This window comes from Synechococcus sp. CC9605, from assembly GCF_000012625.1.
Taxonomy (GTDB): Bacteria; Cyanobacteriota; Cyanobacteriia; order PCC-6307; family Cyanobiaceae; genus Parasynechococcus.
Genome location: NC_007516.1, coordinates 2,147,389 through 2,172,070 on the forward strand (window position 1 = coordinate 2,147,389; position 24,682 = coordinate 2,172,070).

General features: G+C 63.0%; 30 protein-coding genes. 18 read left to right on the forward strand and 12 right to left on the reverse strand.

The genetic code is table 11. The features are described from left to right. The first annotated feature begins 95 nt into the window (after window positions 1-95). Together psbU and nadB are read left to right on the forward strand one after the other, a co-directional pair. On the forward strand, window positions 96-503 hold the full coding sequence (gene psbU / locus SYNCC9605_RS11650) for a photosystem II complex extrinsic protein PsbU (RefSeq protein WP_011365264.1): 408 nt from the start codon (window positions 96-98) through the stop codon (window positions 501-503). Between the two features lie 69 nt (window positions 504-572). Continuing rightward, window positions 573-2,231 (forward strand): L-aspartate oxidase, encoded by a 1,659-nt coding sequence (gene nadB / locus SYNCC9605_RS11655; RefSeq protein ID WP_011365265.1) that lies wholly within the window; start codon window positions 573-575, stop codon window positions 2,229-2,231. Window positions 2,232-2,244: 13 nt separating this feature from the next. Here the strand turns inward: nadB and SYNCC9605_RS11660 are convergent, their stop codons facing one another. Beyond that, the gene (locus SYNCC9605_RS11660) at window positions 2,245-3,174 is read right to left on the reverse strand and encodes a vitamin K epoxide reductase family protein (protein WP_011365266.1); all 930 of its coding nucleotides are present in this window, start codon (window positions 3,172-3,174) and stop codon (window positions 2,245-2,247) included. A gap of 85 nt (window positions 3,175-3,259) precedes the next feature. Between SYNCC9605_RS11660 and rimO the strand changes: the two genes are divergently transcribed. The 3 genes from rimO (at window position 3,260) to SYNCC9605_RS11675 (ending at window position 7,187) form a co-directional block, all read left to right on the forward strand. Beyond that, the gene (gene rimO, locus SYNCC9605_RS11665) at window positions 3,260-4,636 is read left to right on the forward strand and encodes a 30S ribosomal protein S12 methylthiotransferase RimO (protein ID WP_011365267.1); all 1,377 of its coding nucleotides are present in this window, start codon (window positions 3,260-3,262) and stop codon (window positions 4,634-4,636) included. Then, window positions 4,633-5,862 carry an MFS transporter gene (locus SYNCC9605_RS11670; RefSeq protein WP_011365268.1) on the forward strand — a complete coding sequence of 410 codons (1,230 nt, stop codon included), beginning with the start codon at window positions 4,633-4,635 and terminating at the stop codon, window positions 5,860-5,862. The genes rimO and SYNCC9605_RS11670 overlap by 4 nt, the downstream gene beginning before the upstream one ends. A 101-nt stretch (window positions 5,863-5,963) precedes the next feature. Then, a complete protein-coding gene (locus SYNCC9605_RS11675) occupies window positions 5,964-7,187 on the forward strand; it encodes an MFS transporter (protein WP_011365269.1) in 1,224 nt (407 codons plus the stop codon). On the opposite strand, the gene SYNCC9605_RS11680 is transcribed toward SYNCC9605_RS11675, so the two are convergent. Then, entirely contained in the window at window positions 7,180-7,272 is a 93-nt protein-coding gene (locus tag SYNCC9605_RS11680; RefSeq protein ID WP_011365270.1) for a cytochrome b6-f complex subunit PetL, read from the reverse strand. The genes SYNCC9605_RS11675 and SYNCC9605_RS11680 overlap by 8 nt on opposite strands. A gap of 144 nt (window positions 7,273-7,416) precedes the next feature. Between SYNCC9605_RS11680 and SYNCC9605_RS11685 the strand changes: the two genes are divergently transcribed. Then, window positions 7,417-8,991 (forward strand): B12-binding domain-containing radical SAM protein, encoded by a 1,575-nt coding sequence (locus tag SYNCC9605_RS11685; RefSeq protein ID WP_011365271.1) that lies wholly within the window; start codon window positions 7,417-7,419, stop codon window positions 8,989-8,991. Between the two features lie 3 nt (window positions 8,992-8,994). Here the strand turns inward: SYNCC9605_RS11685 and SYNCC9605_RS11690 are convergent, their stop codons facing one another. From SYNCC9605_RS11690 to SYNCC9605_RS11705, 4 genes are read right to left on the reverse strand one after another with little or no spacing between them, the layout of a single operon-like run. After that, a complete protein-coding gene (locus tag SYNCC9605_RS11690; RefSeq protein WP_011365272.1) occupies window positions 8,995-9,402 on the reverse strand; it encodes a DUF4346 domain-containing protein in 408 nt (135 codons plus the stop codon). Window positions 9,403-9,411: 9 nt separating this feature from the next. Beyond that, on the reverse strand, window positions 9,412-10,587 hold the full coding sequence (locus SYNCC9605_RS11695) for a GNAT family N-acetyltransferase (RefSeq protein ID WP_011365273.1): 1,176 nt from the start codon (window positions 10,585-10,587) through the stop codon (window positions 9,412-9,414). Between the two features lie 33 nt (window positions 10,588-10,620). Then, a complete protein-coding gene (locus SYNCC9605_RS11700) occupies window positions 10,621-11,313 on the reverse strand; it encodes a RibD family protein (RefSeq protein WP_011365274.1) in 693 nt (230 codons plus the stop codon). Between the two features lie 11 nt (window positions 11,314-11,324). After that, window positions 11,325-12,245, reverse strand: a complete 921-nt coding sequence (locus SYNCC9605_RS11705) for a 6-pyruvoyl trahydropterin synthase family protein (RefSeq protein ID WP_011365275.1) — start codon at window positions 12,243-12,245, stop codon at window positions 11,325-11,327. 51 nt (window positions 12,246-12,296) lie between these two features. Between SYNCC9605_RS11705 and SYNCC9605_RS11710 the strand changes: the two genes are divergently transcribed. Continuing rightward, window positions 12,297-12,872 carry a shikimate kinase gene (locus SYNCC9605_RS11710; protein WP_041435835.1) on the forward strand — a complete coding sequence of 192 codons (576 nt, stop codon included), beginning with the start codon at window positions 12,297-12,299 and terminating at the stop codon, window positions 12,870-12,872. A 2-nt stretch (window positions 12,873-12,874) separates the two neighbouring features. Here the strand turns inward: SYNCC9605_RS11710 and SYNCC9605_RS11715 are convergent, their stop codons facing one another. Continuing rightward, window positions 12,875-13,138, reverse strand: a complete 264-nt coding sequence (locus SYNCC9605_RS11715) for a chlororespiratory reduction protein 7 (RefSeq protein ID WP_011365277.1) — start codon at window positions 13,136-13,138, stop codon at window positions 12,875-12,877. Here SYNCC9605_RS11715 and SYNCC9605_RS11720 point away from each other — a divergent pair. Next, window positions 13,137-13,814: a DUF6816 family protein gene (locus tag SYNCC9605_RS11720; protein WP_041435222.1), complete on the forward strand. Its 678-nt coding sequence runs from the start codon at window positions 13,137-13,139 to the stop codon at window positions 13,812-13,814. The two genes, SYNCC9605_RS11715 and SYNCC9605_RS11720, sit on opposite strands and share 2 nt — an antisense overlap. Here SYNCC9605_RS11720 and SYNCC9605_RS11725 read toward each other — a convergent pair. After that, window positions 13,780-14,505 (reverse strand): glutathione S-transferase family protein, encoded by a 726-nt coding sequence (locus tag SYNCC9605_RS11725; protein WP_041435837.1) that lies wholly within the window; start codon window positions 14,503-14,505, stop codon window positions 13,780-13,782. The genes SYNCC9605_RS11720 and SYNCC9605_RS11725 overlap by 35 nt on opposite strands. Window positions 14,506-14,564: 59 nt before the next feature. On the opposite strand from SYNCC9605_RS11725, the gene SYNCC9605_RS11730 reads away from it, so the two are divergent. The 5 genes from SYNCC9605_RS11730 (at window position 14,565) to SYNCC9605_RS11750 (ending at window position 18,852) form a co-directional block, all read left to right on the forward strand. Beyond that, complete coding sequence (locus tag SYNCC9605_RS11730) at window positions 14,565-14,771, forward strand: DUF751 family protein (protein ID WP_011365280.1); 207 nt, start codon at window positions 14,565-14,567, stop codon at window positions 14,769-14,771. Continuing rightward, the gene (gene rbfA, locus SYNCC9605_RS11735; RefSeq protein WP_011365281.1) at window positions 14,771-15,193 is read left to right on the forward strand and encodes a 30S ribosome-binding factor RbfA; all 423 of its coding nucleotides are present in this window, start codon (window positions 14,771-14,773) and stop codon (window positions 15,191-15,193) included. The genes SYNCC9605_RS11730 and rbfA overlap by 1 nt, the downstream gene beginning before the upstream one ends. Further along, window positions 15,174-16,790 (forward strand): glycoside hydrolase family 3 N-terminal domain-containing protein, encoded by a 1,617-nt coding sequence (locus SYNCC9605_RS11740; RefSeq protein WP_011365282.1) that lies wholly within the window; start codon window positions 15,174-15,176, stop codon window positions 16,788-16,790. The genes rbfA and SYNCC9605_RS11740 overlap by 20 nt, the downstream gene beginning before the upstream one ends. 65 nt (window positions 16,791-16,855) lie before the next feature. Further along, complete coding sequence (locus SYNCC9605_RS11745; RefSeq protein ID WP_011365283.1) at window positions 16,856-18,058, forward strand: glycosyltransferase; 1,203 nt, start codon at window positions 16,856-16,858, stop codon at window positions 18,056-18,058. Then, on the forward strand, window positions 18,055-18,852 hold the full coding sequence (locus SYNCC9605_RS11750; RefSeq protein ID WP_011365284.1) for a uroporphyrinogen-III synthase: 798 nt from the start codon (window positions 18,055-18,057) through the stop codon (window positions 18,850-18,852). Before SYNCC9605_RS11745 ends, SYNCC9605_RS11750 begins: the two co-directional genes overlap by 4 nt. On the opposite strand, the gene SYNCC9605_RS11755 is transcribed toward SYNCC9605_RS11750, so the two are convergent. The 3 genes from SYNCC9605_RS11755 to zds are packed head-to-tail and all read right to left on the reverse strand — an operon-like array spanning window position 18,828 to window position 21,212. Continuing rightward, complete coding sequence (locus SYNCC9605_RS11755; RefSeq protein WP_156783130.1) at window positions 18,828-19,346, reverse strand: hypothetical protein; 519 nt, start codon at window positions 19,344-19,346, stop codon at window positions 18,828-18,830. The genes SYNCC9605_RS11750 and SYNCC9605_RS11755 overlap by 25 nt on opposite strands. Continuing rightward, window positions 19,309-19,746, reverse strand: a complete 438-nt coding sequence (locus SYNCC9605_RS11760) for an SRPBCC family protein (RefSeq protein WP_011365286.1) — start codon at window positions 19,744-19,746, stop codon at window positions 19,309-19,311. The genes SYNCC9605_RS11755 and SYNCC9605_RS11760 overlap by 38 nt, the downstream gene beginning before the upstream one ends. After that, on the reverse strand, window positions 19,746-21,212 hold the full coding sequence (zds, locus tag SYNCC9605_RS11765; RefSeq protein ID WP_011365287.1) for a 9,9'-di-cis-zeta-carotene desaturase: 1,467 nt from the start codon (window positions 21,210-21,212) through the stop codon (window positions 19,746-19,748). The genes SYNCC9605_RS11760 and zds overlap by 1 nt, the downstream gene beginning before the upstream one ends. Before the next feature lie 70 nt (window positions 21,213-21,282). Between zds and SYNCC9605_RS11770 the strand changes: the two genes are divergently transcribed. Genes SYNCC9605_RS11770 through SYNCC9605_RS11785 form a run of 5 tightly spaced genes read left to right on the forward strand, consistent with a single transcriptional unit; the run spans window position 21,283 to window position 23,801 of the window. Continuing rightward, entirely contained in the window at window positions 21,283-21,675 is a 393-nt protein-coding gene (locus SYNCC9605_RS11770) for a HesB/IscA family protein (RefSeq protein WP_011365288.1), read from the forward strand. Between the two features lie 49 nt (window positions 21,676-21,724). After that, complete coding sequence (locus SYNCC9605_RS11775) at window positions 21,725-22,144, forward strand: hypothetical protein (RefSeq protein WP_041435841.1); 420 nt, start codon at window positions 21,725-21,727, stop codon at window positions 22,142-22,144. Window positions 22,145-22,180: 36 nt separating this feature from the next. Next, a complete protein-coding gene (locus SYNCC9605_RS15285; RefSeq protein WP_198002454.1) occupies window positions 22,181-22,348 on the forward strand; it encodes a hypothetical protein in 168 nt (55 codons plus the stop codon). 14 nt (window positions 22,349-22,362) lie between these two features. Continuing rightward, entirely contained in the window at window positions 22,363-23,532 is a 1,170-nt protein-coding gene (locus SYNCC9605_RS11780) for a lipid-A-disaccharide synthase-related protein (RefSeq protein WP_011365290.1), read from the forward strand. Further along, entirely contained in the window at window positions 23,529-23,801 is a 273-nt protein-coding gene (locus tag SYNCC9605_RS11785; RefSeq protein WP_011365291.1) for a hypothetical protein, read from the forward strand. Before SYNCC9605_RS11780 ends, SYNCC9605_RS11785 begins: the two co-directional genes overlap by 4 nt. Here the strand turns inward: SYNCC9605_RS11785 and SYNCC9605_RS11790 are convergent. After that, window positions 23,749-24,678, reverse strand: a complete 930-nt coding sequence (locus tag SYNCC9605_RS11790) for a TIGR01777 family oxidoreductase (protein WP_011365292.1) — start codon at window positions 24,676-24,678, stop codon at window positions 23,749-23,751. The genes SYNCC9605_RS11785 and SYNCC9605_RS11790 overlap by 53 nt on opposite strands. Between the last annotated feature and the right edge of the window lie 4 nt (window positions 24,679-24,682).

The following is a 24,682-nucleotide window of genomic DNA, read 5'->3' on the forward strand; positions in this document are numbered from 1 at the left end:
GCCCCGATTCAGGGGCTTCAAGGGCTCAACGACTTGTAGTCTTCCGGAGCCGGCACTGCCGGTCGACCCGTTCTGACCCCTGATCGAGAGTTGAGATGAAGCGGCTTCTGAGCTGGCTGACCGGCGCATTGGTGATGGCGAGCCTGATGGCAGGCCTCGTGATGCCGAGCAGCGTCTACGCCGACGACGACCTTCGCAACAAGTATTCCGGTAATGAGATCCGCAACATCGCGGACGACAAAATTGCCGCACGGGACGGCAAGGTTGATTTGAACAACTCCTCCGTGCGTCGTTTCCAGCAATTCCCCGGGATGTACCCGACCATGGCTGGCAAGATCGTTCTGGGTGGCCCCTACGACAGCGTTGATGACGTGCTGTCTCTTGACCTCACCGAGCGTCAGCAGGAGCTGTTCGCGAAGTACCGCGACAACTTCACCGTCACCCCTCCCTCCATCGCTCTCAACGAAGGCGATGACCGCATCAATGACGGCCAATACCGTTAAGCCTTAAGCCCGTCACAATGTTGTGACTGCTTGAACCGCCGGACCACCGGCGGTTTTTTTGTCCCTGTGATGGCCCAGCCCCGCTGCTCTGACCCCATCCCCTCAGGTCCTTGGGACGTGGTGGTGATCGGTGCCGGAGCCGCTGGCTTGATGACCTGCCTTGATCTGCCTGCGGAGCTCAAGGTGTTGCTGCTCAATCGCAACACAGGGCGACGTTCCTCCAGCCGCTGGGCCCAGGGGGGCATCGCCGCGGTGACCCGCAATGAGGACAGCGCCGAAAGCCATGCGGAGGACACCGTTCTGGCTGGAGCAGGCCTTTGCGATGGTGATGCAGTGCGGCTGTTGGTGCAGGAGGCGCCGCATTGCGTGGAGCGCCTGGGGCAGCTGGGGATGGCCTTCGACCGGGATCAGGACGGTCTGGCCACCACCCTGGAAGCAGCCCACAGTCACAGACGAGTGCTGCATGTGCAGGACCGCACGGGGCGAGCCCTGGTGGATGTGCTGCGGGATCGTGTAGAGCAACGGCCGGGGTTACTGCATCGCCGCGGCGTTCGCGTGACGCAGCTGCTGGTGCGCGATGGGCGCTGTTGCGGCGTGCAGGTGCTGGATGGGGCTCATCTTCACGGCATCGAAGCCCGCGCAGTGGTGCTGGCCAGCGGAGGGGGGGGGCATCTGTTTGCCAACACCACCAATCCAGCCCAGGCCTGCGGCGAAGGCATCGCCCTCGCCTGGCAGGCGGGTGCAGCCGTGGAAGATCTGGAATTTGTTCAGTTCCATCCAACTGCCATCCGCCTGGATGACGCCCCCTGCTTTCTGATCTCCGAAGCCGTTCGTGGCGAAGGCGGGGTGCTGATGGATTCCCTGGGGGGCAGCCCTGTGGCCCACCTGCCCCAACGCGACCTCTCACCGCGAGACCAGGTGAGCCGTGCCTTGATGCAGGCCATGCAGCGGCAGCAGGTGAAACAGATGTGGCTCGACTTCGCCGCCATCCCGCGCGACCAGGCGGAGCAACGCTTCCCAACGATCCTGGACCGCTGCGACGAACTCGGACTGAATCCATTGGAACGGCCAATCCCCGTGGCACCAGCCGCCCATTACTGGATGGGAGGGGTGGCCACGGACCTGCAGGCCGCCACCACGCTGCCCGGGCTCCATGCCGTAGGGGAAGTGGCCTGCACAGGCCTGCATGGCGCGAACCGACTGGCCAGCAACTCCCTGATGGAATGCCTGGTGTTCGCCCATCGCCTCAAAGAGATCGAGCTCGGCCCTGTCCCAACGGCCCTCGGCAGCAGCACGACACAAACGCTTGCCTTGGGCCTCAACGGCAGCAGCAGTTCGCAGTTGATCGACGCCATCGAGCAGCTGCGGCAACTCTGCTGGCAACGGGCGGGGGTGGAACGATCCGCCGCTGGACTGCGCCAGGCCCTCGGCAACGTGAAAGCCCACGAACAACAGCTGGAGCAGCAGGCGCTGCTCCAGGCCCTGCTACGGGACGACCCCTGTTCTCCCAGGCTGTTGGCGGAAAGCAGCCGACGTGATCTGAACCTGTTGCTAGATCTCCACCACAGATTGCTGACCAGCCGTCTGATGCTGGAGGCCTGCCTGTTTCGGGGAGAAAGCCGGGGAGGCCACTACCGCAGCGATGCTCCTGCACCGCTGCCGCAATGGAGACAGCATTCCCGGCAACAACGGCAGCGGGGCATCGTCACCCGCGCCGTCCGGGACTGAGGGCATCACGAATTCAGAAGTCGGTGTCGCCCTTGTAGCCGCTGAGTTCCGCAAGGGTGTCGAGCCCTTTCACCCCGGAATCGATGCTGCCGTTGATCTCCCAACTGGGGAAACCCTCCAATCCCTTGCTGCGGCACAGGTCGGCCTGGTTGTTCTCACCATCCGGCGCACACTCCACCACCTTCAACTGATCCGAGGCCTGCTTGCCAAACAGCTCCTTCTGTTCGTGGCAGTGGGGGCACCAATAGGCGGAGTACATCACGGCGCTGCTGCTGGTGAGGTGCTCAGCCAAGGCGATCGAAGCTGGTGTGCTCTCGGTGGTGACAAGCGGTGCGACGCCGGATCCACTAGCCACGGCCTCGGGCCGATTCGGATCCACCACGGACGCCCAGATCAAGCCCCCCAACAGCACCGCCAAGGCCAGAAGACCGCCGCGAAACGCGAGCTGCCCCAAGTCGTCCCAACCACCACCAACGATGGAGAGAACCAACAAGGCCAAAGAGAGCCCAGCGGAGAGGACGCAGAAGAAACAGAAGGCCTGAATCTTGAGCAGCATCACCCCCAGCAGCACGCCGCTGAAAACGGCCATACCGAGGGACACGGCGAACAGACCCCACCAGGTGCGGCGGGACATGTCGCTCTTGTTTTCCTGCAAGCCCGGCAACAAGGGCAGCAGCGCCATCAGCAGCACAGCGCCGTAGGCCAGCACACCGACCAACGACAGCGGGATCCCGGCGAAGACCGTCCCCCAGGCGCTGTTGAGCACCTTGTCGCAACCATCGGCCCCCATTGGGCAGGTGAGGTTGCCAAGCAAACCCCAGCGCTTCAGGGTGATCGAACCGGTGTCGATCAGGCCTGCAGTGGCCAGCACGGCCATGGCGATGCGGGCCCATTTCGCCCCGGAATCCTGGCGGCGACGGCTAACGAGACGGGTGGTGCCCATCCTTGATCTTCAAGTGAACGGATTCTGTCAGTTCCGGCGTGATCAGGCCGCTTCGTAGGCTGATCTTTGGCCTGCCGGCGACGTGATGACAAGCACCCCGACGAAACCGACGGTCGCCTTCGCCCACCTGGGCTGCGAGAAGAACCGGGTGGACACCGAACACATGGTGGGGCTGCTGGCAGAAGCCGGCTACGGCGTCAGCACCGATGAGAGCGATGCCGCCGTGGTGGTGGTGAACACCTGCAGCTTCATCCAGGACGCCCGCGAAGAATCGGTGCGCACCCTGGTGGAACTGGCGGAACAGGGCAAGGAATTAATCATCGCGGGATGCCTGGCCCAGCATTTCCAGGAGGAGTTGCTGGAGTCGATCCCTGAGGCCAAAGCCATCGTGGGAACCGGCGACTACCAGCACATTGTTGATGTGCTGCAACGGGTGGAAGTGGGGGAGCGGGTGAACCGCGTCAGCGCCGTGCCCACCTTTGTGGGCGACGAACACCTGCCCCGCCAGCGCACCACCGACCAGGCGGTGGCCTTCCTCAAAGTGGCCGAAGGCTGCGACTACCGCTGCGCCTTCTGCATCATTCCGAAGCTGCGGGGGGATCAGCGCAGCAGACCGATCGAATCAATCGTGGCCGAAGCCCATCAACTGGCAGCGCAGGGGGTGCAGGAGCTGATCCTTATCAGCCAGATCACCACCAACTACGGCCTCGACCTCTACGGCAAACCGAAACTGGCTGAGCTGCTGCGGGCCCTGGGGGACGTGGAGATTCCCTGGATCCGGGTGCATTACGCCTATCCCACTGGGCTGACGCCGGATGTGCTGGCGGCATACCGGGAGGTGCCCAATGTGGTGCCCTATCTGGATCTGCCGTTGCAGCACAGCCATCCGGAGATGCTGAGGGCGATGAACCGCCCCTGGCAGGCGGATGTGAACGACCGCCTGCTGGATCAGATCCGCGAGCAACTCCCCGATGCGGTGCTGCGCACCACGCTGATCGTGGGTTTCCCCGGTGAAACCGAGGAGCACTTTCAACACCTGATGGGCTTCCTCGAGCGTCAGCGCTTCGATCACGTAGGGGTGTTCACCTTCTCGCCGGAGGACGGCACGGCAGCAGCCGACCTGCCTGATCGTGTTGACCCTGAGGTGGCGCAGGCCCGAAAAGATGCCCTGATGGCATTGCAGCAGCCCATTTCGGCAGAACGGAACAGCCGCTGGGTGGGGCGCACCGTCGACGTGTTGATCGAACAGCACAACCCCCAGACCGGCGAGATGATCGGACGCTGCGCCCGCTTTGCCCCTGAAGTGGATGGTGAAGTGCGGGTGCAACCCGGCGCCGAGGGGCAGCAGGCCGCACCGGGCAGCCTGGTGCCGGTGGAGATCACCGGGGCTGACATCTATGACCTGAATGGACAGATGGTGGGAGCCCGAGCGATGGTTGCCGCGATCAGAGCGGATGCTTGAACCTTCATTTGCTGTCGCGAAAGCGGCAGCGTCAGCTCTTCCTACTGACGTCCGGCATCAGCACAGCTGGATCCTTCGCCGGCATCACCGCCAAGGGCTGGATTCTTCTGGATGGCATGGGTGGGCCACTGGTATTGGCCTTGAACTTCGCGGCACTTTCCCTGCCGAGCCTGCTGGTGAGCGGAGTCGCCGGGGTTCGCACCGACAGGCTGGGATGCGAGCGGATGCTGATCCAAGCGCAATGGGGGTTATTGGCGGCGGCAATGCTGGGCGCGCTGGCGATCCCTCTGCTCGATGGTCAAGCCCAGGTACTGATGTTGCTCGTCAGCACCTTGCTCATGGGCGTTGCGGGCTCCTTCGAATCCACGGCCCGCAACAAGTACTGCGCCCTAATCATTGATAAACCCGACCAATTGGTGACCTACCTCACCAGCTTTTCGGTCGTGTTCAACGTCGGCAAGTTGGTGGGTCCTCCGATCGGTGGCTGGCTTGTCGCTCTCAAGGGTCCGTCCTGGGCCCTAGGAATTGACGCAGCCAGCTACCTGCTGCCGATTGCGACGGTTCTGTTTCTGTTACATCCCGATCGGTACCGGGAACAACGCAGTAACGATGGAGAACAGGGGAGCTTGCTGACGGCCTGGCGGCAAAGCGGATCCACCCTGCGAGGAGTGCTGAGCCTGACAGCCGTGTTGTGTCTGGTGGGCTTTTTCCACCCGGGGCTGGCTCCGTTGATGGCCGAAGCGATTCTTGGATCGGATCCCCGTGACCTCGGGATCTTCACCAGCGTGCTGGCGGCGGGGAGCATAAGCGGTGGTCTGGTGTTGCAACGCAACAGCGCACGCTTTTGTCGTTCGCCTTTTCTGACGATTGGCGGGTTCGGACTGATCACAGCGATCGCCCAACTCGGCATGGCGGCATCAACGGACGTGTCCGTGAGCCTGGCGATGGCCTTTTTGATCGGTGCAGGGACAGCAGGCTTACTCAGCAGTTGCAACCTGATAACCCAAGTGGGTGCCCCACAGGTCATCCGAGGACGAATGGGTGGACTGAGTCAGATCGCCTTCCTCGGCGGTGGTGGCCTCAGCGGTCTACTTGCAGCAATGTTGGTTCTCGCAACCAACCTGACAACGACCTATGCCCTGACAGGCGGAGTCGGTGTGGTGCTGGCTGTGCTGTGGATCTGGAAACGAGGTCGGCAGAGGCTTGAGCCGATCAGATCAACATGATGACCTTCTGCCGCCTGGAGAGCACCGAGGGCTGACTTTTACGACCTCAGCGGGCGGATTGTTGTTGCCCGCGCCATGGTGGCTGCAGCGAGACGCCAGGGTTGACCCTTCTCAAACTGCGGCCTGAGCGACAACGGCAGCTTTTTCTGATCGCATCCGGTGTGAGCACAGCCGGGTCGTTTGCCGGCATCACCGCCAAGGGCTGGATTCTGATGAAAGGAGGCGTGGATCCCTTCGTGCTGGCGTTGAACTTCGCCGCTCTTTCACTGCCCACACTGCTGGTGAGTGGTCCAGCGGGAGTGCGCACCGATCGCGTGGGCTGTGAACGGGTTCTGGTTCAAGCGCAATGGGCACTGCTGGCCGCCTCTGGCCTGGGGGCCCTGGCGATTCCCCTGCTGGAGGGCACGGCTCAGGTGCTGCTACTGCTCTGCAGCACCCTTTTGGTGGGCATCGCCGGAACCTATGAGATAACGGCCCGCAACAAATACTGCTCGATCCTGGTGGAGGAACCCGAAAAGCTGGCGGGCTATCTCACCAGCTTTTCGGTGGTGTTCAACATGGGCAAGCTGGTGGGCCCTCCGATCGGTGGCTGGCTGCTGGCGGCCACTGGCCCGGCCTGGGCCCTGGGCATTGATGCGGCCAGCTATCTGCTTCCCATTAGCAGTGTGATGTTGCTGCTCAGCCCAAATCGGGACCGGGAAGTGCGCAGCAGCGGCGGCGAAGACGCCAGCCTGCGCAACGCCTGGCGCCACTGCGGCAGCACCCTGCAGGGGGTGCTCAGCTTCACCGGGGTTCTCTGTCTGATCGGGTTCTATCACCCGGGGCTGGCCCCATTGATCGCCTTCGATCAGCTGGGGCCGAAGCCCACGGATCTGGGTCTGTTCACCAGCGTGCTGGCAGGCGGCAGCATCGTGGGCGGCCTTGTGCTGCAACGCAACAGCCAGCGTTTCTGCCGGCGTCCTTTCCTAACCCTGGGAGGCTTTGGCTTGATCACCGCCGTGGCCCAGCTGGGAATGGCCTGCACAACAGGACCTGGCTTCAGCCTGGCGATGGCCTTTCTCATCGGAGCCGGCACAGCTGGACTCCTGAGCAGCTGCAACTTGATCAGTCAGATCGGGGCACCGCAAGTGATGCGCGGTCGGATGGCCGGCCTTAGCCAGATCGCTTTTCTGGGCGGAGGCGGGCTCAGTGGGTTGATTGTGGCGTTGCTGGTGATGATCACTAACCTTTCCACGGCTTTCGTACTCACCGGGGGCCTCAGCGCTGCTGTGGCTGTGCTTTGGATTCGAAAGCGAGGCGCAAGGATATTGGAACCGCTCAGATGAGCTTGATTCCCTTCAGCAGCTTGGTGAGCACAAAAGCCGTCACCAGACCTGAACCAACCAGGCCGAGATAGATGCCGACGCCCATGTTCAAGTACGGAGGTGACCACCATTAGATCACCCACTGGCCTGGGTTCAGGCCATTGCGCTTAGGGTTTGTGAACAGCTGATACCGATTGAGAGGTATCTCCAGCCGGGCCGACCGGACGTCCATCCACCAACGCCCGACGCCATGCGCACTCTTTTCGTATACCCCGAATTCCCGAAGACCTTCTGGAGTTACGAAAAGATTCTCGAGCTTGTGAATCGCAAAGTGCTGCTGCCTCCCCTAGGGATGGTCACCGTGGCAGCACTTCTCCCCCAGGAATGGGAGATGAAGCTGGTGGACCGGAACGTTAGGGAGGTGACGGAGGAGGAGTGGGATTGGGCTGAGCTGGTGATCATTTCGGGAATGATCGTCCAGAAGGACGACATGGCCGTGCAGATCGGCAAGGCCAAACAGCGCGGGCTGCCGGTGGCGATTGGCGGCCCCTTCGCCAGTTCCACACCGGATGCACCAGAACTGGATCTGGCGGATTTCAAGATCCTCGATGAGGGGGAAATCACCCTGCCGATGTTCCTGGATGCCCTGGAACGGGGAGAGGCCAGTGGCCGTTTCAGCGCCGAGGGAGACAAGCCAGATGTCACCGCCACCCCGATTCCACGCTTCGATCTTCTGCAACTCGAGGCCTACGACTCGATGAGCGTGCAGTTCTCGCGGGGCTGCCCCTTCAACTGCGAGTTCTGCGACATCATCGTTCTCTATGGCCGCAAGCCCCGCACCAAAACCCCCGAGCAGCTGGTGGCTGAGCTGCAATACCTCTACGACCTGGGCTGGCGGCGCTCAATCTTCCTGGTGGACGACAACTTCATCGGCAACAAACGCAACGCCAAGTTGCTGCTGCCGCAGATCCGCACCTGGCAGGAAGAGCGGGGTTACCCCTTCAGCTTCGCTACCGAAGCCTCTGTGGACCTGGCCGACGACGACGAGATGATGCGGATGATGCACGACGCCCGTTTCGAAAGCGTCTTTCTGGGCATCGAAACCCCGGACGAAGCCAGCCTGGAAACGGCTCGCAAGGTGCAGAACACGCGCAACCCACTGGATGCCGCGGTGGACCGGATCACCGCCAACGGAATCCGCGTGATGGCGGGTTTCATCATCGGTTTCGACGGCGAGAAGGATGGTGCAGGCCACCGCATCGTGGACTTTGTGACCCGCACAGGCATCCCCGCCGCGATGATGGGCATGTTGCAAGCGCTGCCCAAGACAGCCCTCTGGGCACGGCTGGAGCGGGAAGGGCGCCTGATCCAAGGGGAAGATGCCGCCAAGGGCGTGAACCAAACCAACCTGCTGAACTTCAAACCCACCCGACCGATCCGCGACATTGCCAACGAGTACGTGGACGCGTTCTGCGCGCTCTACGAACCCAACGCCTACATGGACCGGGTTTACAGCTATTACCTGAAGATGGGGGCTCCCCGCTGGAAAGCCGCGGCCAAACTGCCCAGCCTGGTGGACCTCAAGGCCCTGAGCATTGTGGTTTGGCGGCAGGGCATCAAGCGCAACACCCGCACCCGTTTCTGGGGCTATCTGTTCGGTATGGCACGAAAAAACCCCGCCCTGCTGGAACAGTTCCTCTCGGTGCTGGCCCACAACGAGCACTTCCTCGAGTACCGCTCGATCGTTCAGCGTGAAATCCGCGAACAACTTGAAGCTCTACCGCCTGAAGAACCCACGGCAGCCAAAGAACTGCAGCCTGCCTAAGTCTCAGTCCTGCACGTAGGTTGAGCCGTTACGCAGGCACTGCTCAGCCTTCTGCAGCTCCCGCCCCAGATACAGGGCATGATCGAGGCAACTGACCGGGTGTGGGGCATCCCCTTCAGTGAGCTGAATGCCCAACTGTTTTGCTGTGCTGCCTCGATAGACGGCTGAAGGGCGACGAGGAGCATTGCCCCCGTCGCAGCGCAACACCTCACCGGTTTCGGAATCTCGAGCCAACCCTTTGTCATCAATGGTGTTGCCGTAGTGCTCAAGCACCAGTTCGGCGGCATCACGATCCAGCTTGATCAGGAAATAGCCACTGGGGTCCAGAGCGATGAACCGCTGGGACAGGCGCTGATCAAGAGCATCCATCGCCGCAGCGGTAGATGCCGGTGCTTCTGGAGTGGTGGTCATGCCTTCAACCTACAAAGCCAAGGCCGGAGGTTCCGCTTTGAAGGGCAGCTCCGCATTGATCGCCTCGATCTCCTCCAGCATTAAGCCATTCACCTTGGGCAACCAGGTGCGGATTAGTTGATCCATCTGGGGCTGGTACCAGCGGTGCAGGCTGGCGTGGGGACGGGCCACAAAACCTCGGCGGCGTTTGTGGCTACCACCGGCTCCAGGGTCAAAACAGACGATGCCATTGGCCAGAGCCCATTCGATCGGAGCGTAGTAACAGACTTCGAAGTGAAGACAATCAACCTCCTCGTGGCTGCCCCAGTAGCGGCCCCAGAGCTGACGGCCGTCCTGCACGCACATCGACATCGCCACCGGATCGCGCGGGTCACCGCGGTGGGCAGAAAAGAGCACCAGCTGGTCGCGGTGCAGCCGTGCCAAGGCTTTAAAAAAGCCCTCCTCCAGGTACTTGCTGCCCCACGGTCCCCAGCGAGCACAGTGCTGCTCGTAGAAACGATGCATGGTCTGCAACAGCTCCAGGTCCAGCTGGTCGCCGCTGAGGGGTGTCACGGTGATCCCGGCTTTGGCCACGGCCTTGCGTTCACGCTTGATGTTGCGGCGCTGGTTGGCATTGAAGCCCTTGAGGTAATCCTCAAACGTCTGGTCGTCACCGCGGCTCCACAGGCTTTGCTGGTTCAGCCAGGCGGCACAACCGGCGGCCTCCGCCAGAGGTCGCCACTGCGGATCTACGTAGAGGAAATTGCAGCTGAGGATGCCGTTCTGTTCGCAGAAGCGATCGATCGCCCGCAGCAACTCCCTGGTGAGCAGAGCCTCATCCTCTCCAGATCGCACATGGAAGCGGTAGCCCAGCACGGGACTGACCGGACTCATGCCCAAAAGCTTGGGGTAGTAGCGCAGCCCCAGATCCGCCGCCAGACGGACAAAGGTCTGGTCGAACACGAACTCGCCATAGCTGTGGCCCTTCAGGAACAGCGGAGCCACCGCAATCAGAGTGTCTTCACGCCAGAGGGCCAGATGCAGGGGCTGCCAGCCCTGCTCGGGAATGATGCTGCCTGAGCTTTCCAAAGCCTCCAGCCAGCTCCAGCGGTAAAAAGGGATCGTATCGACTCCCACCAGGCTGTTCCACTGCTGCTCTGGGATCTCGTTGATGGAGCGATGCCAGCGGGCCGTGAGTGACGTCATTGCGACGGTGTCTTTGGCCTTATTGAGATGACCTTAACCAGGTCGGATCCGTTGGTAGCGAACAAGCAACTCCCCATCCCCGAGATCCTCAGCGCCATCGGACTGCCAGGCACCCGGTTGCGCCAAGACAGCGGGCAACGGCACATCGGTGCAAGGCAACCAACTGAAGCAGCCTCCCAGGAGCTGGGGCACCAAAGTGAGCTGAAGCGCATCGACGCAATCGGCTTGCAACAGATCGGCGCTGAGCCTGGCGCCACCCAGCAGCACCAGACGCTGAATCCCAGCCGCTCCAAGTACCTCGAGCCGCTCCGGCCAGGTTGGGGCCAAAGGGAACCAACGATCAAAGCCTTGATCCACAGGGTCAGGAGCCAGCAGCCATCGCTGGAGCGGCTGATCAAAGAAACGCCAGGTGCTCGAGAATTCGGGGGACCGGCTGACCACCACAGCGGCCGGCTGCTCGGTTCGCCCCTCGCTTCGGCGTTGCTCCAGCAGCTGAGGGTTGCGGATCAAGCAAGTACATTGATGGGCCCGAAGGGTTCCGGCACCGATCAGGCAGGCATCCCCCCAGGCAAGGGCATGCTCCAGGGCACGACGGTCACCTTCACCCCCCAGCTGGGCAGCACCGCCTTCTGGCGGGGCCAAGCGTCCATCGAGGCTGATGGCCAACACCAGCCGAACGAAGGGGCGCGTAGGAGTGGGGCGCAAAGATGTAGGGCATTGGGGCATCAAGCCGTCGATCAGACGGCAGCCACGGCATCAAGAGCTGCCGGAGACATCTCCAACTGAGGTGCTTCGGCGTAAACCTCGGCCGCATTGTTCGGGCTCTCTTGCAGCCGCACCTTGTGCAAGCTGGCGCCGATGGCCTTGATCGGGCTGGAGAGACGATCAGCGATGTGCAGAGCGATGTTCTCGGCCGTGGGCACGCACTCCTCGAAGAAGGGCACATCCTTGTTGAGGAAGGTGTGGTCGAAAGGCTCGACCACCAGATCATCCACGAGGCGCTGCAGCGCGGAGAGGTCGCAGACCATGCCGGTGCGGGGATCGATCTCACCGCGCACGGTCACGTCCACCAGATAGTTGTGGCCATGGCCGTGGGGACGGGCGCACTTGCCGTAGATAGCTTCGTTCTCCTCCTGGCTGAGCTCCGGGCGGGCCAGTCGGTGAGCGGCGGCGAAGTGAGTGCGGATGGTGAGGAAGGCGTCCATGGGATGTCCGAGATAGTCGGCCCAAAGGCCCGGTTGTTCGTAGAGGCGCAGCGCCGTGATCGGCAGATCAGGGCTAAGCCGTTGCCAGATCACCCGCACCAGGGCCTCGGTGGTGGGGAGGCAACCGGTAGGAGTGGAGACGTCAAATTCCGGCCAGGCCTCATTGAGGAAGCGGAAATCAAGCTGCCCCGTCACCTCGTTGCGGATGGCGTGCTTCACCTCCGAGAGGTTGAGCACCATGCCATCGGCATCCAGACCACCAGCCATGGACACGATCAGCTCGTAGTTGTGGCCATGGCCAGGAGCCAACGCGCAGGGCCCGAAACGGGCGGCATTGTCATCGGCGGACAGCTCGGGCAACCAATAGCGATGGCTGGCACTGAAACAGGCCCTCCTGGTGATGACACAACCACGACCCTGGCCGTGCCGTGCTGGTGACTTCGTTTCAGTCATGTGACGTTCCGGCCGCAAGGCATCCTAATGAGTTACAGCGGTTTCCGAGTCATGGCGGATTCCACCCCAACCCTTAAGAAACGCCTCAGCGGGCGCAGCCTGTATTTGGTGGGAATGATGGGCAGCGGCAAGACGAGCACGGGCCGCCCCCTGGCCGAACGCCTGGGCTACGGCTTTGTGGATGCCGATGCCGTGATCGAACAGGCGGCGGGCTGCAGCATCCCGGAGATCTTTGAGCGGGATGGCGATGCAGGCTTCCGCAGCCTGGAAAGCCAGGTGCTTAGTGCGATCAGCCAGCGCCATTCCCTTGTGGTGGCCACCGGAGGAGGTGTGGTGACCCAGCCTGAAAACTGGGGATTGCTGCACAGCGGCATCGTGATCTGGCTCGATGTGGTTCCCGATCAGTTGCTGCAGCGGCTGAACGCCGACAGCACCGTGCGTCCGCTGCTGCAGACCACTGATCCAGAAGCGTCTCTCAACGCGCTGTTGAACGAGCGCCGTCCCCTCTACAGCGAAGCCGACCTCACGGTGGTGATCAACGACGAAACTCCAGAGGCTGTCGCTGACGGGATCCTGCAACTGCTGCCGAGCCTGCTGCAGGATCCGACCCAACGCCGAACCGACTGATCTCAAGCGGTGGGCGGCTCCAAACGCACCGCAAACCACTGCAAAGTCACCCCGGGGCTGATCTCCAGATCACAGGCCGTATCGATCAACCGCTGCGCTGCTGATTCCACATCAGGTTGATCCGCAAGATCAGCCGGCAACTGATCAAGGCTGCGCAACCAACCGCTCAGCCATGTCAACGTGTCTGCAGCGCTGAGCAGCTGCTCCGGCTTGCCGGGCTCCAGCACCACATAGTCATCAAGGGCACGGATCAGGGGATCAGACATGGAACGGCGGTTGTGGATGCTGCTGATCGGCTTCACCATCCTGCTCAGCGGCGGCCCCGCCTGGGCCCAGGCAGGTCTTGAGCAGAGATTGAACAGTTGGCCCGACTGGAGCCTGCCGGCACCGTTGCCGCGGCCGTCAAATCGGAACGACCTGATCTATCCCGACTGGTTTGCCGGACTCTGGCAGGTGGAAAGCGTTGATCTCGATGCCCCCGACGATCCACCCCTGCTGCATCAAGCACGGTTTCAAGCCGACCGGCGCGGTCGGCTGATCGGCGACCGCAGCTTCAACGCCACGGCCATCGGCCGTGCCCTCCTTGGCGAGCAGCTGCTGGGAGTGGAAGAGGACCCCGACTCCGCCAACCGCCAGATCGCTCGGCTCAAAGGCGACCTTTATCTCGAAACAACGGTGACGGGCCGCCGCCAGGAAAGCCCAAACGCCAACACCTTCCTGGCCGATGAATTGGTGCTGCAGATCCTGCATGCCCCCGGCCCGCCGCGGCTGAGCCGGATCGAAACACTGAGCCGCTACGAGCGCTGCGGCGAAGCCATCTGCGCCGAGCAATGGCAAGGACGCTATGCCTCACCTGGCGAGAGCCTGCGGGATCAGGCCATCGCTCTGCATCACTACCAATTGCGCTTCACACCTCTTCCAGGGTCCGCTCCATCAATTTGAGTTCGATCTGGTCGCGCCACTGGAACAGCGGCTGGAGCTTGGGGTGGTCGCTCAGCCCAGGCACCCCTTTGCCAGCCAGGGGCGAACCTGCTGAGGAGGGGAAGCGAAGCAGTGACAACTGAGCAGCAACGGCGATATCGGCCAGGGTCATGCTGTCGCCCACCAACCAGGGACTGGCCTGCACTGATGTGGCGAGCTGCTCCAGGCTGGCCAGCAGCTCAGTGCGCTCCTTCTGGTTGACCAGTTCGGTGATGTTGCTGACCCAACCGCCGGGGATCACACCCATGACCGAACGCACGGGGTCCGGTAGATCGTCGGGGAGCAGGGCAACCCGCAGCTCAGGATCCAGCGCGGCGGCCTGCACCAAGGAGGAACGGCCAGCCATCGCGAGGGTGGTGTCGGCCCAGTCCTCCAACAGATACACCTGGGCTGCCTGACGTGGGTCGTTAGGAATTAGGGCGGGATCGGGCTCCCGCTGAACCAGGTGCAAAGCAATGGCGGTGGAGTCGGCAATCACCTGATCCCCATCCACAAGCACGGGAACTTGGCGTTGGCCGGACAGGCGGAACACGGCCACCTGGCCGACGCCAGGGGTCACCTCCACGGTGCGGAAACTCAGTCCCTTGGCCTGTAACACCATCCGCACCTTGAGACAAAACGCGGAATGGCGGAATTGATGCAGCTCCAACATGTCCAAAACAGCCATGGGCCCGGCAGAGTAGCCAGCAGATTTGCGAGCGCGCCAGAACCATGCGGGAGTTTTTCCTCAACGTCTCCCGTTACCCCCGCTACCTTGTGGCCTTCACCCTCGGGGTGATGAACTCCGTCGCCGAACCCCTGGCCGCACGGCGCAGCAATCCTGTCACGGCCGTGGCCATGATCGGCGCCTTGATTAGCGGTGGAATCAGCCTCACCTTGGTGCTGCGTGCCATGGTGAATTCAGCACCGATGGCGTGATGGCACAGGGGCGTCGAGTGGAGCGGGTGGCCGCCCTAATCCGCAAAGAAGTCAGCGAACTGATGATCAACGGCATCCGGGACGAACGGGTGCACCACGGCATGGTGAGCATCACCGAAGTGGAAGTGTCCGGCGATCTGCAGCACTGCAAGATATTCGTGAGCGTGTTTGGGGAAGCTCAGGAGCGCGACCAGGTGCTCGAGGGACTTCAAGCTGCCAGCGGCTTCCTGCGGGGAGAACTGGGGCGACGGCTGCAAATGAGGCGCGCCCCCGAAGTGGTGTTCCAACTGGATCGGGGGCTGGAGCGCGGCACCTCCGTGCTGGGCTTGCTGAATCGCCTCGAAGACGAACGTCAGCAGCGGGGCGACATTCCACCGGGGAGTGATCAACAGCCAGGCAGTGATGAACAGCCGACCGGCTGACAGTCCAGGGGCAGACAGCCTGCGGCGCCGAGTAGCGGAACTGCTGGTGCTTCGGGCCAGTGGTCATCTGAACGACCAGCAGCGTCGCTACCCCCAGTGGGAGCTTCCGAACCGCGAACTGCAACGTTTGCTGCAGGAAGGAGTTGGCGGCGTGATCCTGTTGGGGGGCAGCGCCTTGGAACTCCAGCAACGCACCCAGCAACTGCAGGGCTGGAGTGAGCATCGGTTGCTGTTCTGCGCCGACGTGGAAGAGGGCGTAGGTCAGCGCTTCGAGGGGGCCAGCTGGCTGGTGCCGCCCTTAGCCCTTGGGCGTCTCCACCAGCAGGAGCCCAAGCTGGCCTTGAATTTGAGTGAGCGCTATGGCCGCTGCACCGGCGAACAGGCCCGCCGCTGCGGGCTGAACTGGGTGCTGGGGCCGGTGTGCGACGTCAACAACAACCCCGCCAACCCGGTGATCAATATGCGGGCCTGGGGCGAAGATCCCAAGAGTGCCAGCGCCCTGGCCGTTGCCTTCCAGCGGGGGTTGAAGCAAGCGGGTGTTCTCGGATGCGCCAAGCACTTTCCCGGCCACGGCGACACCGCCAGCGACTCCCATCTGGACCTACCGGTGCTGCCCCATAGCCGCGAACGGCTGGAGCAAATCGAACTGCCGCCCTTTCGGGCCGCCATTGCCGCTGGTGTGGACAGCGTGATGACGGCTCACCTGGTGCTGCCAGAGCTGGACCCGCAGCAGCCCGCCACCCTCTCCAAAGCCGTGCTCACCGATCTGCTGAGGCAGGAGATGGGGTTCACGGGACTGGTGGTGACCGATGCCCTGGTGATGGAAGCGATCAGCGCACGGCACGGCGCAGCCGAAGCAGCTGTACTGGCCTTTGAAGCAGGGGCCGACCTGATCCTGATGCCAGCGGATGCCGATGCCGCTATCGATGGTCTCTGCAAAAGCTTCAGCAGCGGACGGCTGCCCCTCGAGCGGTTGGAGCAGAGCCATCAACGCCGGGCCCATGCACTGGCATCGATCCCCACCAGCACAACTTCAGGTCCGATCGTCACCGCAGCCGAACAAAGCCTTGAGGCTGAGCTGGTGCGCCACAGCATCACGATCGGCGATGCAGCGGTTCGCCCGCAAGCAGGAATCAACCTGGTGCGCGTGGATGCCCTGGTGCCTAGCGCAGCCGCCCTCAGCGGCTGGTCACCGGCCCTGCGCATCCCTGAAGCCCATGGGTTCCGCTCGCTCGTGCTGCACGGCGAGGGCCTGTCGCCCTGGAGCGACCAACCGAAGGCGCCCCTGGCATTGGACCGCCTTGGCGACGGAGCGGTGCTGCTGCAGCTGTTCCTGCGGGGCAACCCCTTCCGGGCCGGGCGGGATGCCCAGGAACCCTGGGCCGCAGCGATCCAACAACTGATCGCCCTCAACCGGCTGGCCGGGGTCGTGGTCTATGGCAGCCCTTACATGTGGGACACCCTGCAGCTGCTGCTGCCAAGCAACTGCCCTGCCGCCTATTCCGCCGGCCAGATGCAGGAAGCCCAACGCCAGGTGCTCAACGCTCTATGTCCCACCGCAACGCCGACGGGCAACAGCGGTGCATTCACCGACTGACCACCGCCAACCAACCGCACTGGCCAACCGCATCTAATCTCGCGCCAACTTCTAGCCGGCCGGTCATGCTCAGCCTCTCGATGATCGTGCGCGATGAAGAAGCGCGTCTCGGGGAATGTCTGGCCTCCGTGCAGGGCTTTGCTGACGAGATGGTGGTGGTGGACACCGGCTCCACCGACGCCACGGTGGCCATTGCCGAGGCGGCTGGAGCCCGGGTTGAACAGATCAGCTGGCCGGGGGACTTCGCTCCAGCCCGCAACCAGGCCCTGGAGTTTCTCAACGGTGACTGGGTGCTGGTGCTGGACGCGGACGAGCAGCTTCGTGCTGAGGCCATCCCTGCACTCAAGGCCCTGATGGCCCAGCCCGATGTGCTGGTGATCAACCTGCTGCGCTACGAGGTGGGGGCTGCCATGGCGCCCTATTCCAGCGTCAGTCGTCTGTTCCGACGCCACCCCTCGATCCGATGGAGCCGGCCATACCACTCAATGATCGACGACAGCATTCGCGCCTTGCTGGAAACGGAACCCCAATGGCGCATCGCCGATTGCAGTGAGCCAGCGATCCTCCACGACGGCTACCGACCGGAGCTGCTGGCGGGCAGCGATAAGGCCGATCGGCTGCGACAAGCCATGGAAGCTGATCTGCAGGAGCGGCCCGGTGATCCCTACGCCAGCGCCAAGCTGGGGGGTCTGCTGATCAGCGAAGGCAAGACCGACCAAGCCATCCCCCTGCTGCAGAGCGGCCTCAAGCAGTGCGGTAAGGCCGATGCCGAACGTTATGAGCTGCTGCTGCACCTGGGCTTGGCCCTCGCCCCCAGTGATCCCGTCCAGGCAGTGAGCTGCTATCGGCAAGCCCTGGAGATTCCCCTGGACACACGGGTCAGTCTTGGAGCCCGCCTCAACCTGGCGGCTCGACTGATGGAACAGGGCAACCTAGAGGAAGCGATTAGCCTCACCCAAACCGCCGCCCAGCGTGCACCGGAAGTGGCCCTCGCCTGGTACAACCTTGGGCTGATGCAACGGCGGCGCGGCGATCTCGCTGCGGCCCTGGAGGCCTACGGGCGCGCACTCGCCTTGGATCCCAACAACGCTGAGTGCCATCAGAACAATGCTGTGGCCCAGCTTTTGGGCGGCAACATCGACGCCGCTCGCAGCAGCTTCATCCGCGCCATCAAGCTGCTTCAGGCGCAGGGCAGCACCAAAGCGGCTGAGCAGCTGCGCGAGAGGGTGCAGGGGGTGGTGAAGCTGGACGGGGAGGCTGTCGCTTGAGCCATCCCTTGCAGGGCCGAACGGTGGTCGTCACCCGCGCGGCCGACCAGCAGGGGGCCGCTCGCCAGCTGCTGGAGCAGCAGGGGGCAACAGTGCTAGACCTTCCTGCCCTGGTGATCGGACCACCCGACCACTGGGGGCCTCTGGATGACGCCCTCGAAGACTTGGACAGCTTTCACTGGCTGGTGTTCTCCAGCGCCAATGGCGTTCAGGCCGTGGAACAGCGGCTGCAGCGCCTCGGCCGTTGCCTGGCCCGACGCCCCGCCAGCCTCAAGATTGCGGCGGTGGGCCGCAAAACGGCGCAGATGCTGGACGATCTGGGGGCGAGCGCTGATTTCGTGCCACCCAGCTTCGTGGCCGACAGCTTGATCGATCACTTCCCGGTGTCGGGCTGGGGTCTCAAGATGCTTTTGCCACGGGTTCAGAGCGGTGGTCGCACCCTGCTGGCGGACGCCTTCGGTGAAGCAGGAGTGAGGGTGGTGGAGGTGGCGGCCTATGAGTCCTGCTGCCCCGTCGCAATGCCGGAGCCAACAGCGACCGCCCTGGACGAGGGCAAGGTCGATGCCATTGCCTTCAGCAGCGGCAAGACCGCTCAGCACACCGCGAAGCTGCTGGAACAACGCTTCGGTGCCGGCTGGGCCGAACGGTTGGAGGGGGTGAAGGTGGTTTCGATAGGCCCCCAGACCAGCCGCAGCTGCCGCCAATGCTTCGGTCGGGTGGATGCTGAGGCCGACCCCCACGATCTCGAAGGATTAGCCGATGCCTGCGCTCAAGCCATGCAGAAGGGATCATGAGGCTCATCGTTCAGCGCCAGGCGAATGCAGCCGCGCTCCACATCGATGCTGAGCACCGACCATCCGGTCGGCAGCAGCACAGGAGCATCCTCTGCGCAGCGGCCATCGGACCCCACACAGACCACACCGCTACCGCTGGCGGTGGTCAGCATGGCTCGTTTCTGATCTCCCACCAGCAGAACGCCAGTCAGGGTGAGACCAGTGGTGGGGTCTTGAACATCCGCAGCCTCCACACCAACAAGAGGCCCAAAGGGATCCACCCGTCCGCCTGGGGCAGCCTGCTGCACATCCTCAGCCGAAGGCAGAGGGGTGAGACCAATCGGTGGTATCACCGGCGCTGACGTTTCCGGCAGTGGCTCAGGTTTCACTGGAACCGGTGGCAGCGCCGTGGCTGTTGGCGTTTCACCACCACAGCCCCCCGCGACCATCAACAGGTCGACGAAGGCAAGCAAGCGCTCAGCCGCCTGCTTCCACAAGGTCACAGAAACGGTCAAGGTTCGCCTGGAGCTCCTTGGTCACGATGCCCCCCAGGATGCTGGGTTCCATGAGCGGTGCCAAGACTCTCGGCAATTCATAGGTCACGCTCAACTTGACCACAGTGCGGTCGGAGGCTTCGGGGTAGAAGCGCACAGCACCCTTGGTGGGCAGGCCACCCACCGATTCCCAGTGCAGTTGTTGAGCTTCGACCCGCTGGGTGATCCGGGCCTTCCAACTGAAGCGGAAGCCCTGGGCCGCCAGGGTCCAATCGGTGAGATCGGGGTCTTCGAGGGGCGTAACCGACTCAATCCAGCGCATCCATCGAGGCATCGCTTCGAGATCACTCCAGACCTCCCAGACCTTGGAGGCCGGGGCCTGCACCTCAGAGGTGACCGTGTGTTCGAGCCAGCGTCCCATCAGGCCACCGCCGCGTTTGTGGCTAGTTTCACCGGCTGATCGAGGATCGCCGCCGCCGCCAGATGACCGCTCATCGTGGCTCCCTCCATCGAATCGATGTAGTCCTGACGGGTGTAGCTGCCGGCCAAGAAGAAATTGCGGATCGGCGTGCGCTGCTCCGGGCGGTAGGGCTCCATGCCCGGGGCTTCCCGGTACAACGACTGAGCCAGTTTCACCACGTTGCTCCAGGTGAGCTTGAGGTTGCGAGCCGAGGGGAACAGCTCGCGCACCTGACGATCGGTGTGGGCCACGATCTCGTCCACCGACTTGGGAATCCAGGGATCACCAGGGGTGAGCACGCATTGGAGCAGGGAGCCCTCTCCCTCCTTGCGGTAGTCCTCCGGGCTGGCCAGGGCCAAATCGGCAAAACAGCTGAAATCGGCATCAGCCGTGTACAGCAGGTTGTTGAGCCCCGTGGGTGCTGCCACATCCCGGCGCCGGTCTTCCTGGGCATCACCCAGTTCGGTTACCCAGCCGTCGTAGCGGAGCTGAACGGTGGCCACGGGTACGGCCTCCAGCTGATGAATCGCCTCGAACTGGGGGTACCGGTTCCAGGCCTCGGGCAGCAGCTTCTGAATCCCGGGAACATCACAGGCGGCCAGGTAGGCGTCAGCCTCAACGCGGATGTCTCCATCAGGAGTCCCCAGCTGCAGGCCTGTGATCTCAGGTGATTCACCCTCGCTGTAGTCCACCTGCTTCACCCGATGACGCAGGTGCAACTTGCCTCCACGCTGCTGGATGTAGTCGAGGATCGGACCCGTGAGCCAGCGATGGGGCGATCCCTTCAGCAGATTGAGCTTGGAGGCTTCCGTCTTGGCCGCAAACATCATGAAGATGGTGAGCATGCAGCGGGCGGAGATGGCCTCGCAATCGATGAAGCCCAGGGCGTAGGCAATGGGGTTCCACATCCGCCGGATGCTTTCGGGGCTACCGCCATGGCTGACGAACCAATCCTGGAAACTGACGGAGTCGAGGGCTCGGATGGTGCGCATCGCCCCCTCGTAATCCACCAGACCGCGCACGATCGGGCTGGTGCCCAGGGCAAGGGCATTGCGCAGCTTGTCGATCCAGCTGAGCTGCGGTGTGGTGAAAAACGCCTTGAGGCCGTTGAAGGGTGCACCAATGGGGAAGCGGAAATCCAGCTCCCGCAGATCGCCCCCCTTGTTCACGAACAGGTGCGTGTGCTGCTTGGGCAGAAGATTCTCGAACGCTCCCACCTTGCGCATCAAGGCGAAGAGGTTGGCGTAATTAAAAAAGAAGACGTGCAACCCCATCTCGATGTGGTTACCGCCCTCATCCACCCAGCTACCCACCTTGCCGCCCATAAAAGGACGGGCTTCGTAGAGATTCACCTCATGGCCCGCATCCACGAGGTCCACTGCAGCGGAGAGGCCGGCGAGGCCGGAACCAACGATCGCGACCCGCACAAGATCTGGTCAACTAAGGCGACTCTATGTATGAGCGTTCATAGAGTGAGAGCACGAGCCTGCGTCAATCATGACTTCCACCCCCGATACCGCGCCGGCCCATACCGCCAAAGACGGCAAGGGCATCCTGATCACTGAACCGGCGATGCAGCAGCTGGCGAAGCTGTGTGGCGAACAGGGCGAGAACCAGGTGCTGCGTGTCGGGGTGCGGTCCGGGGGCTGCAGCGGCATGAGCTACACAATGGATTTCGTGCCCGCCTCCGACACCCTCGACGACGACGAGACCTACGAGTACGCGGCGGCTGATGGACAGAGCTTCCGGGTGATCTGTGATCCGAAAAGCCTTCTCTACATCTACGGAATGCAGCTGGACTTCAGCACTGCCCTGATCGGCGGTGGCTTCAACTTCACCAACCCCAATGCCAGCCAGACCTGCGGCTGCGGCAGTTCCTTCGCCGTGTGAGCAAAGCCACGTGGGAATCTGAGTAGAGACCACTGCCCTCTCCCTGTTGATAGAGACTTCCCAGGACAGCCTGTTTGAGCAGGCCATGGCCCGATATCAGGCTGGCGCCGCAGCCGAAGAGGTGCTGCCTGATTTCGCCCGCTTAGTTGAAGCCGCTCCTCGCCAATCAGCGGGCTGGACCTGCCTAGCCTGGCTGCAGCTGCTTTGCGACCAACCGGAGGAGGCGCTGCGGTCGGCACGTTTCGCTGTGAGACTCAACGGCCAGGACCCCCAGGCCAGAATCAACCTCAGCCTTGCTTTGCTGGAGACCCAATCCAAGGGCGTGCGCGACCACATCCAGGTGGTGCAGCAGGTGATGACTCTGGCCCCAGAGGTGTCCAGCGAACTGAAGGCCTCGATCACCGACGGACTCGAGCGCAAACCCGGCTGGAAGGCCCTTGAAAAAGTGAAAGCCTGGCTTGAGCTCTAATCACAACGGACGCTCCGCCTGCCTGAAAGCCCCTGCATGACAGCCACCTGGACCATCACCCGTCTGCCGTCCCAGGTTCGCGTGCGGCCTCCAGCGGATCGTTCGGAACAATTTCGGCGGGAACGCCCGGCCAGCGAAGCACGACGGTTGCAACTGGCCAGGCGCGCCAACGGCATTCCGGAGCCGAGCACCTGGATGTGGTGAGGGGTACACCGGCGATGGCACGCATCCTGCTGCTGAGCAATGGCCACGGTGAAGACCTCTCCGGCGCCTTACTCGCCCAGGAGCTTCAGCGACAGGGGCACAAAGTGCAGGCGCTCCCGCTAGCGGGCCTTGGCAGCGCTTATCAAAAAGCCGGCGTGCCACTGCTGGGACGCAGCCACGAATTCAGCACCGGGGGCATTGGCTACACCAGCCTTCGCGGCCGCCTTACCGAGATCGCCCAAGGGCAAATGCTGTATCTGCTGCGTCGCCTGATCCGTTTGATGCGGCACCGGCGTCGCTTTGATCTGATCCTGGTGGTGGGCGATGTGATCCCTGTGATCGCGGCATGGCTCAGCCAACGCCCTGTGGCGACCTATCTGGTGGCCTACTCCAGCCACTACGAAGGGACGCTGCGGCTGCCCTGGCCCTGCGCCGCTCTGTTGAAAAGCCAGCGGTTCAAAGCGGTGTACAGCCGCGATCAACGCACCGCCAAGGACCTCAGCGGGCAACTGCAACGGCCGGTGAGCTTCCTGGGCAATCCATTCATGGATTCGGTGCTCACAGCAGCCGCCCCGCCGCCCAGCAGCATGCCACGCGTCGGTCTGCTGCCCGGCAGCCGCCGACCGGAATTGGAACAGAACCTGCAGCTCTTGCTGCGGCTGATCGAGCTGCTGCCGAGCACAGTGCGCTGCAACATGGATCTGGCCCTGGTGCCCAGCCTGGATGACAACAGCTTGCGGCAGCTCAGCGAACGATGCGGCTGGCACTTGGAGAACGGCGTGCTGGAACGTGAGGGAGCCCGGGCGATCAACGTTCGCCGCGGGGCCTTCCGTGCCGTGCTGCAGCACAGCGATCTGGTGATCGGCATGGCAGGTACCGCCATCGAACAGGCCGTTGGCCTGGCCAAACCGGTGCTGCAGGTGCCGGGCCAAGGGCCTCAATTCACAGCAGCATTCGCTGAAGCCCAACGGCGCCTGCTCGGGCCCACGGTGTTCTGCGCCGACGGAGAAAGTGGCAGCCGTGAGGCTTTGGAGAGAACAGCGGAGCTGGCCATGGCTCTGCTTGAGCGTGCGCGACGGGATCCTGGCTTGCAGCGGCAATGCCGAGAAGAAGCCAAATGGCGCCTCGGAGAAGCGGGCGGTGGCCTGAGAATGGCGACAGCGATCGATGCCCTGCTGCCATGAGTGCCCCTTTAGAACCGGCCTGGAAGCGCTGGCTCGACCGGCTGCTGATGGTGAATGTGCTGCTGGTGTTTGTCGGCGCTGGGGTCTTCGCCGTTGCCGTGGTGCGTCAGGGCCAAGGCAATAACTGGCTGATGGACCGGGTTCAAGTGCTGTGGCAACCCCTGTTCGCCCCAGCCATCAGCCTGCTAATAATGGCGGCCCTGGTGAGCGGCATCTTCAGCTGGTGGCAGCGGCGAGTGCTGAAGCCAGATCGGGGTAGCGGAAGCTGAAGTTCAAGCCTTCAAGCCGTTCCGACGCAACCTGCTGGCCCTCCAACACCACCTTGGCGCCGTCCCCCAGAAGCACCTGAAGCACTGGAGCTGGCACCGGCAACAAACTCGGACGGCCCAGGCTGCGCCCCAGCTGCTTGGAGAAGGCCGTCATCGAGACGGGCTCGGGAGCCACGGCATTGATCACGCCACTCCAGCTCTCGTCCGTGAGGGATTGGAGGATCAGGGCGCAGAGGTCGCTGCGGTGGATCCAACTCATCCACTGCCGGCCACTGCCGATTGGACCGCCAAACCCTGTGCGGAACACCGGAAGCATTTTTCCGAGTGCGCCGCCGTCGGCCGCCAGCACGATGCCGATCCGCAGGGTGACCTGCCGTACCGCAGACGGCACCGCCTCAGCCGCCGCTTCCCAGCGCTCACACAAGCTCGCAAGGAAGTCGTCGCCTGGGTTGCTTGATTCGAGAAAACGCTTGTCCAGGCTGGATCCATAGAAACCAATTGCCGAGGCATTCACCAGCACTTTTGGTGGTGTTGCACAGGCCTTGATCGCTTTCACCAAATGAGAGGTCGTTTCCAGCCGGCTGGTTTCAAGCAGCTGCCGATGGGTCGGGGTCCAACGTTTCTCGGCAATCGGTTCCCCCGCCAGATTGACCACCGCATCGGCCTGATTGAGGGCATCCAACAGCCCGGCGTCGGCCCAGGTGCTGCTGCTGGCAGGGTCGAACTGCATCCAGGTCAGTCGCCCATCTGCCCGTTCAGCGTCGTAGCCGCGGGCCAACCGGCGGCTGACCACCGTGAGCTGAAGCCCGGCCTGAAGCAGGAGCGGCAGGAGCTCACGGCCAACAAAACCAGTGCAGCCAAACAGCAGCAGACGCATGAAA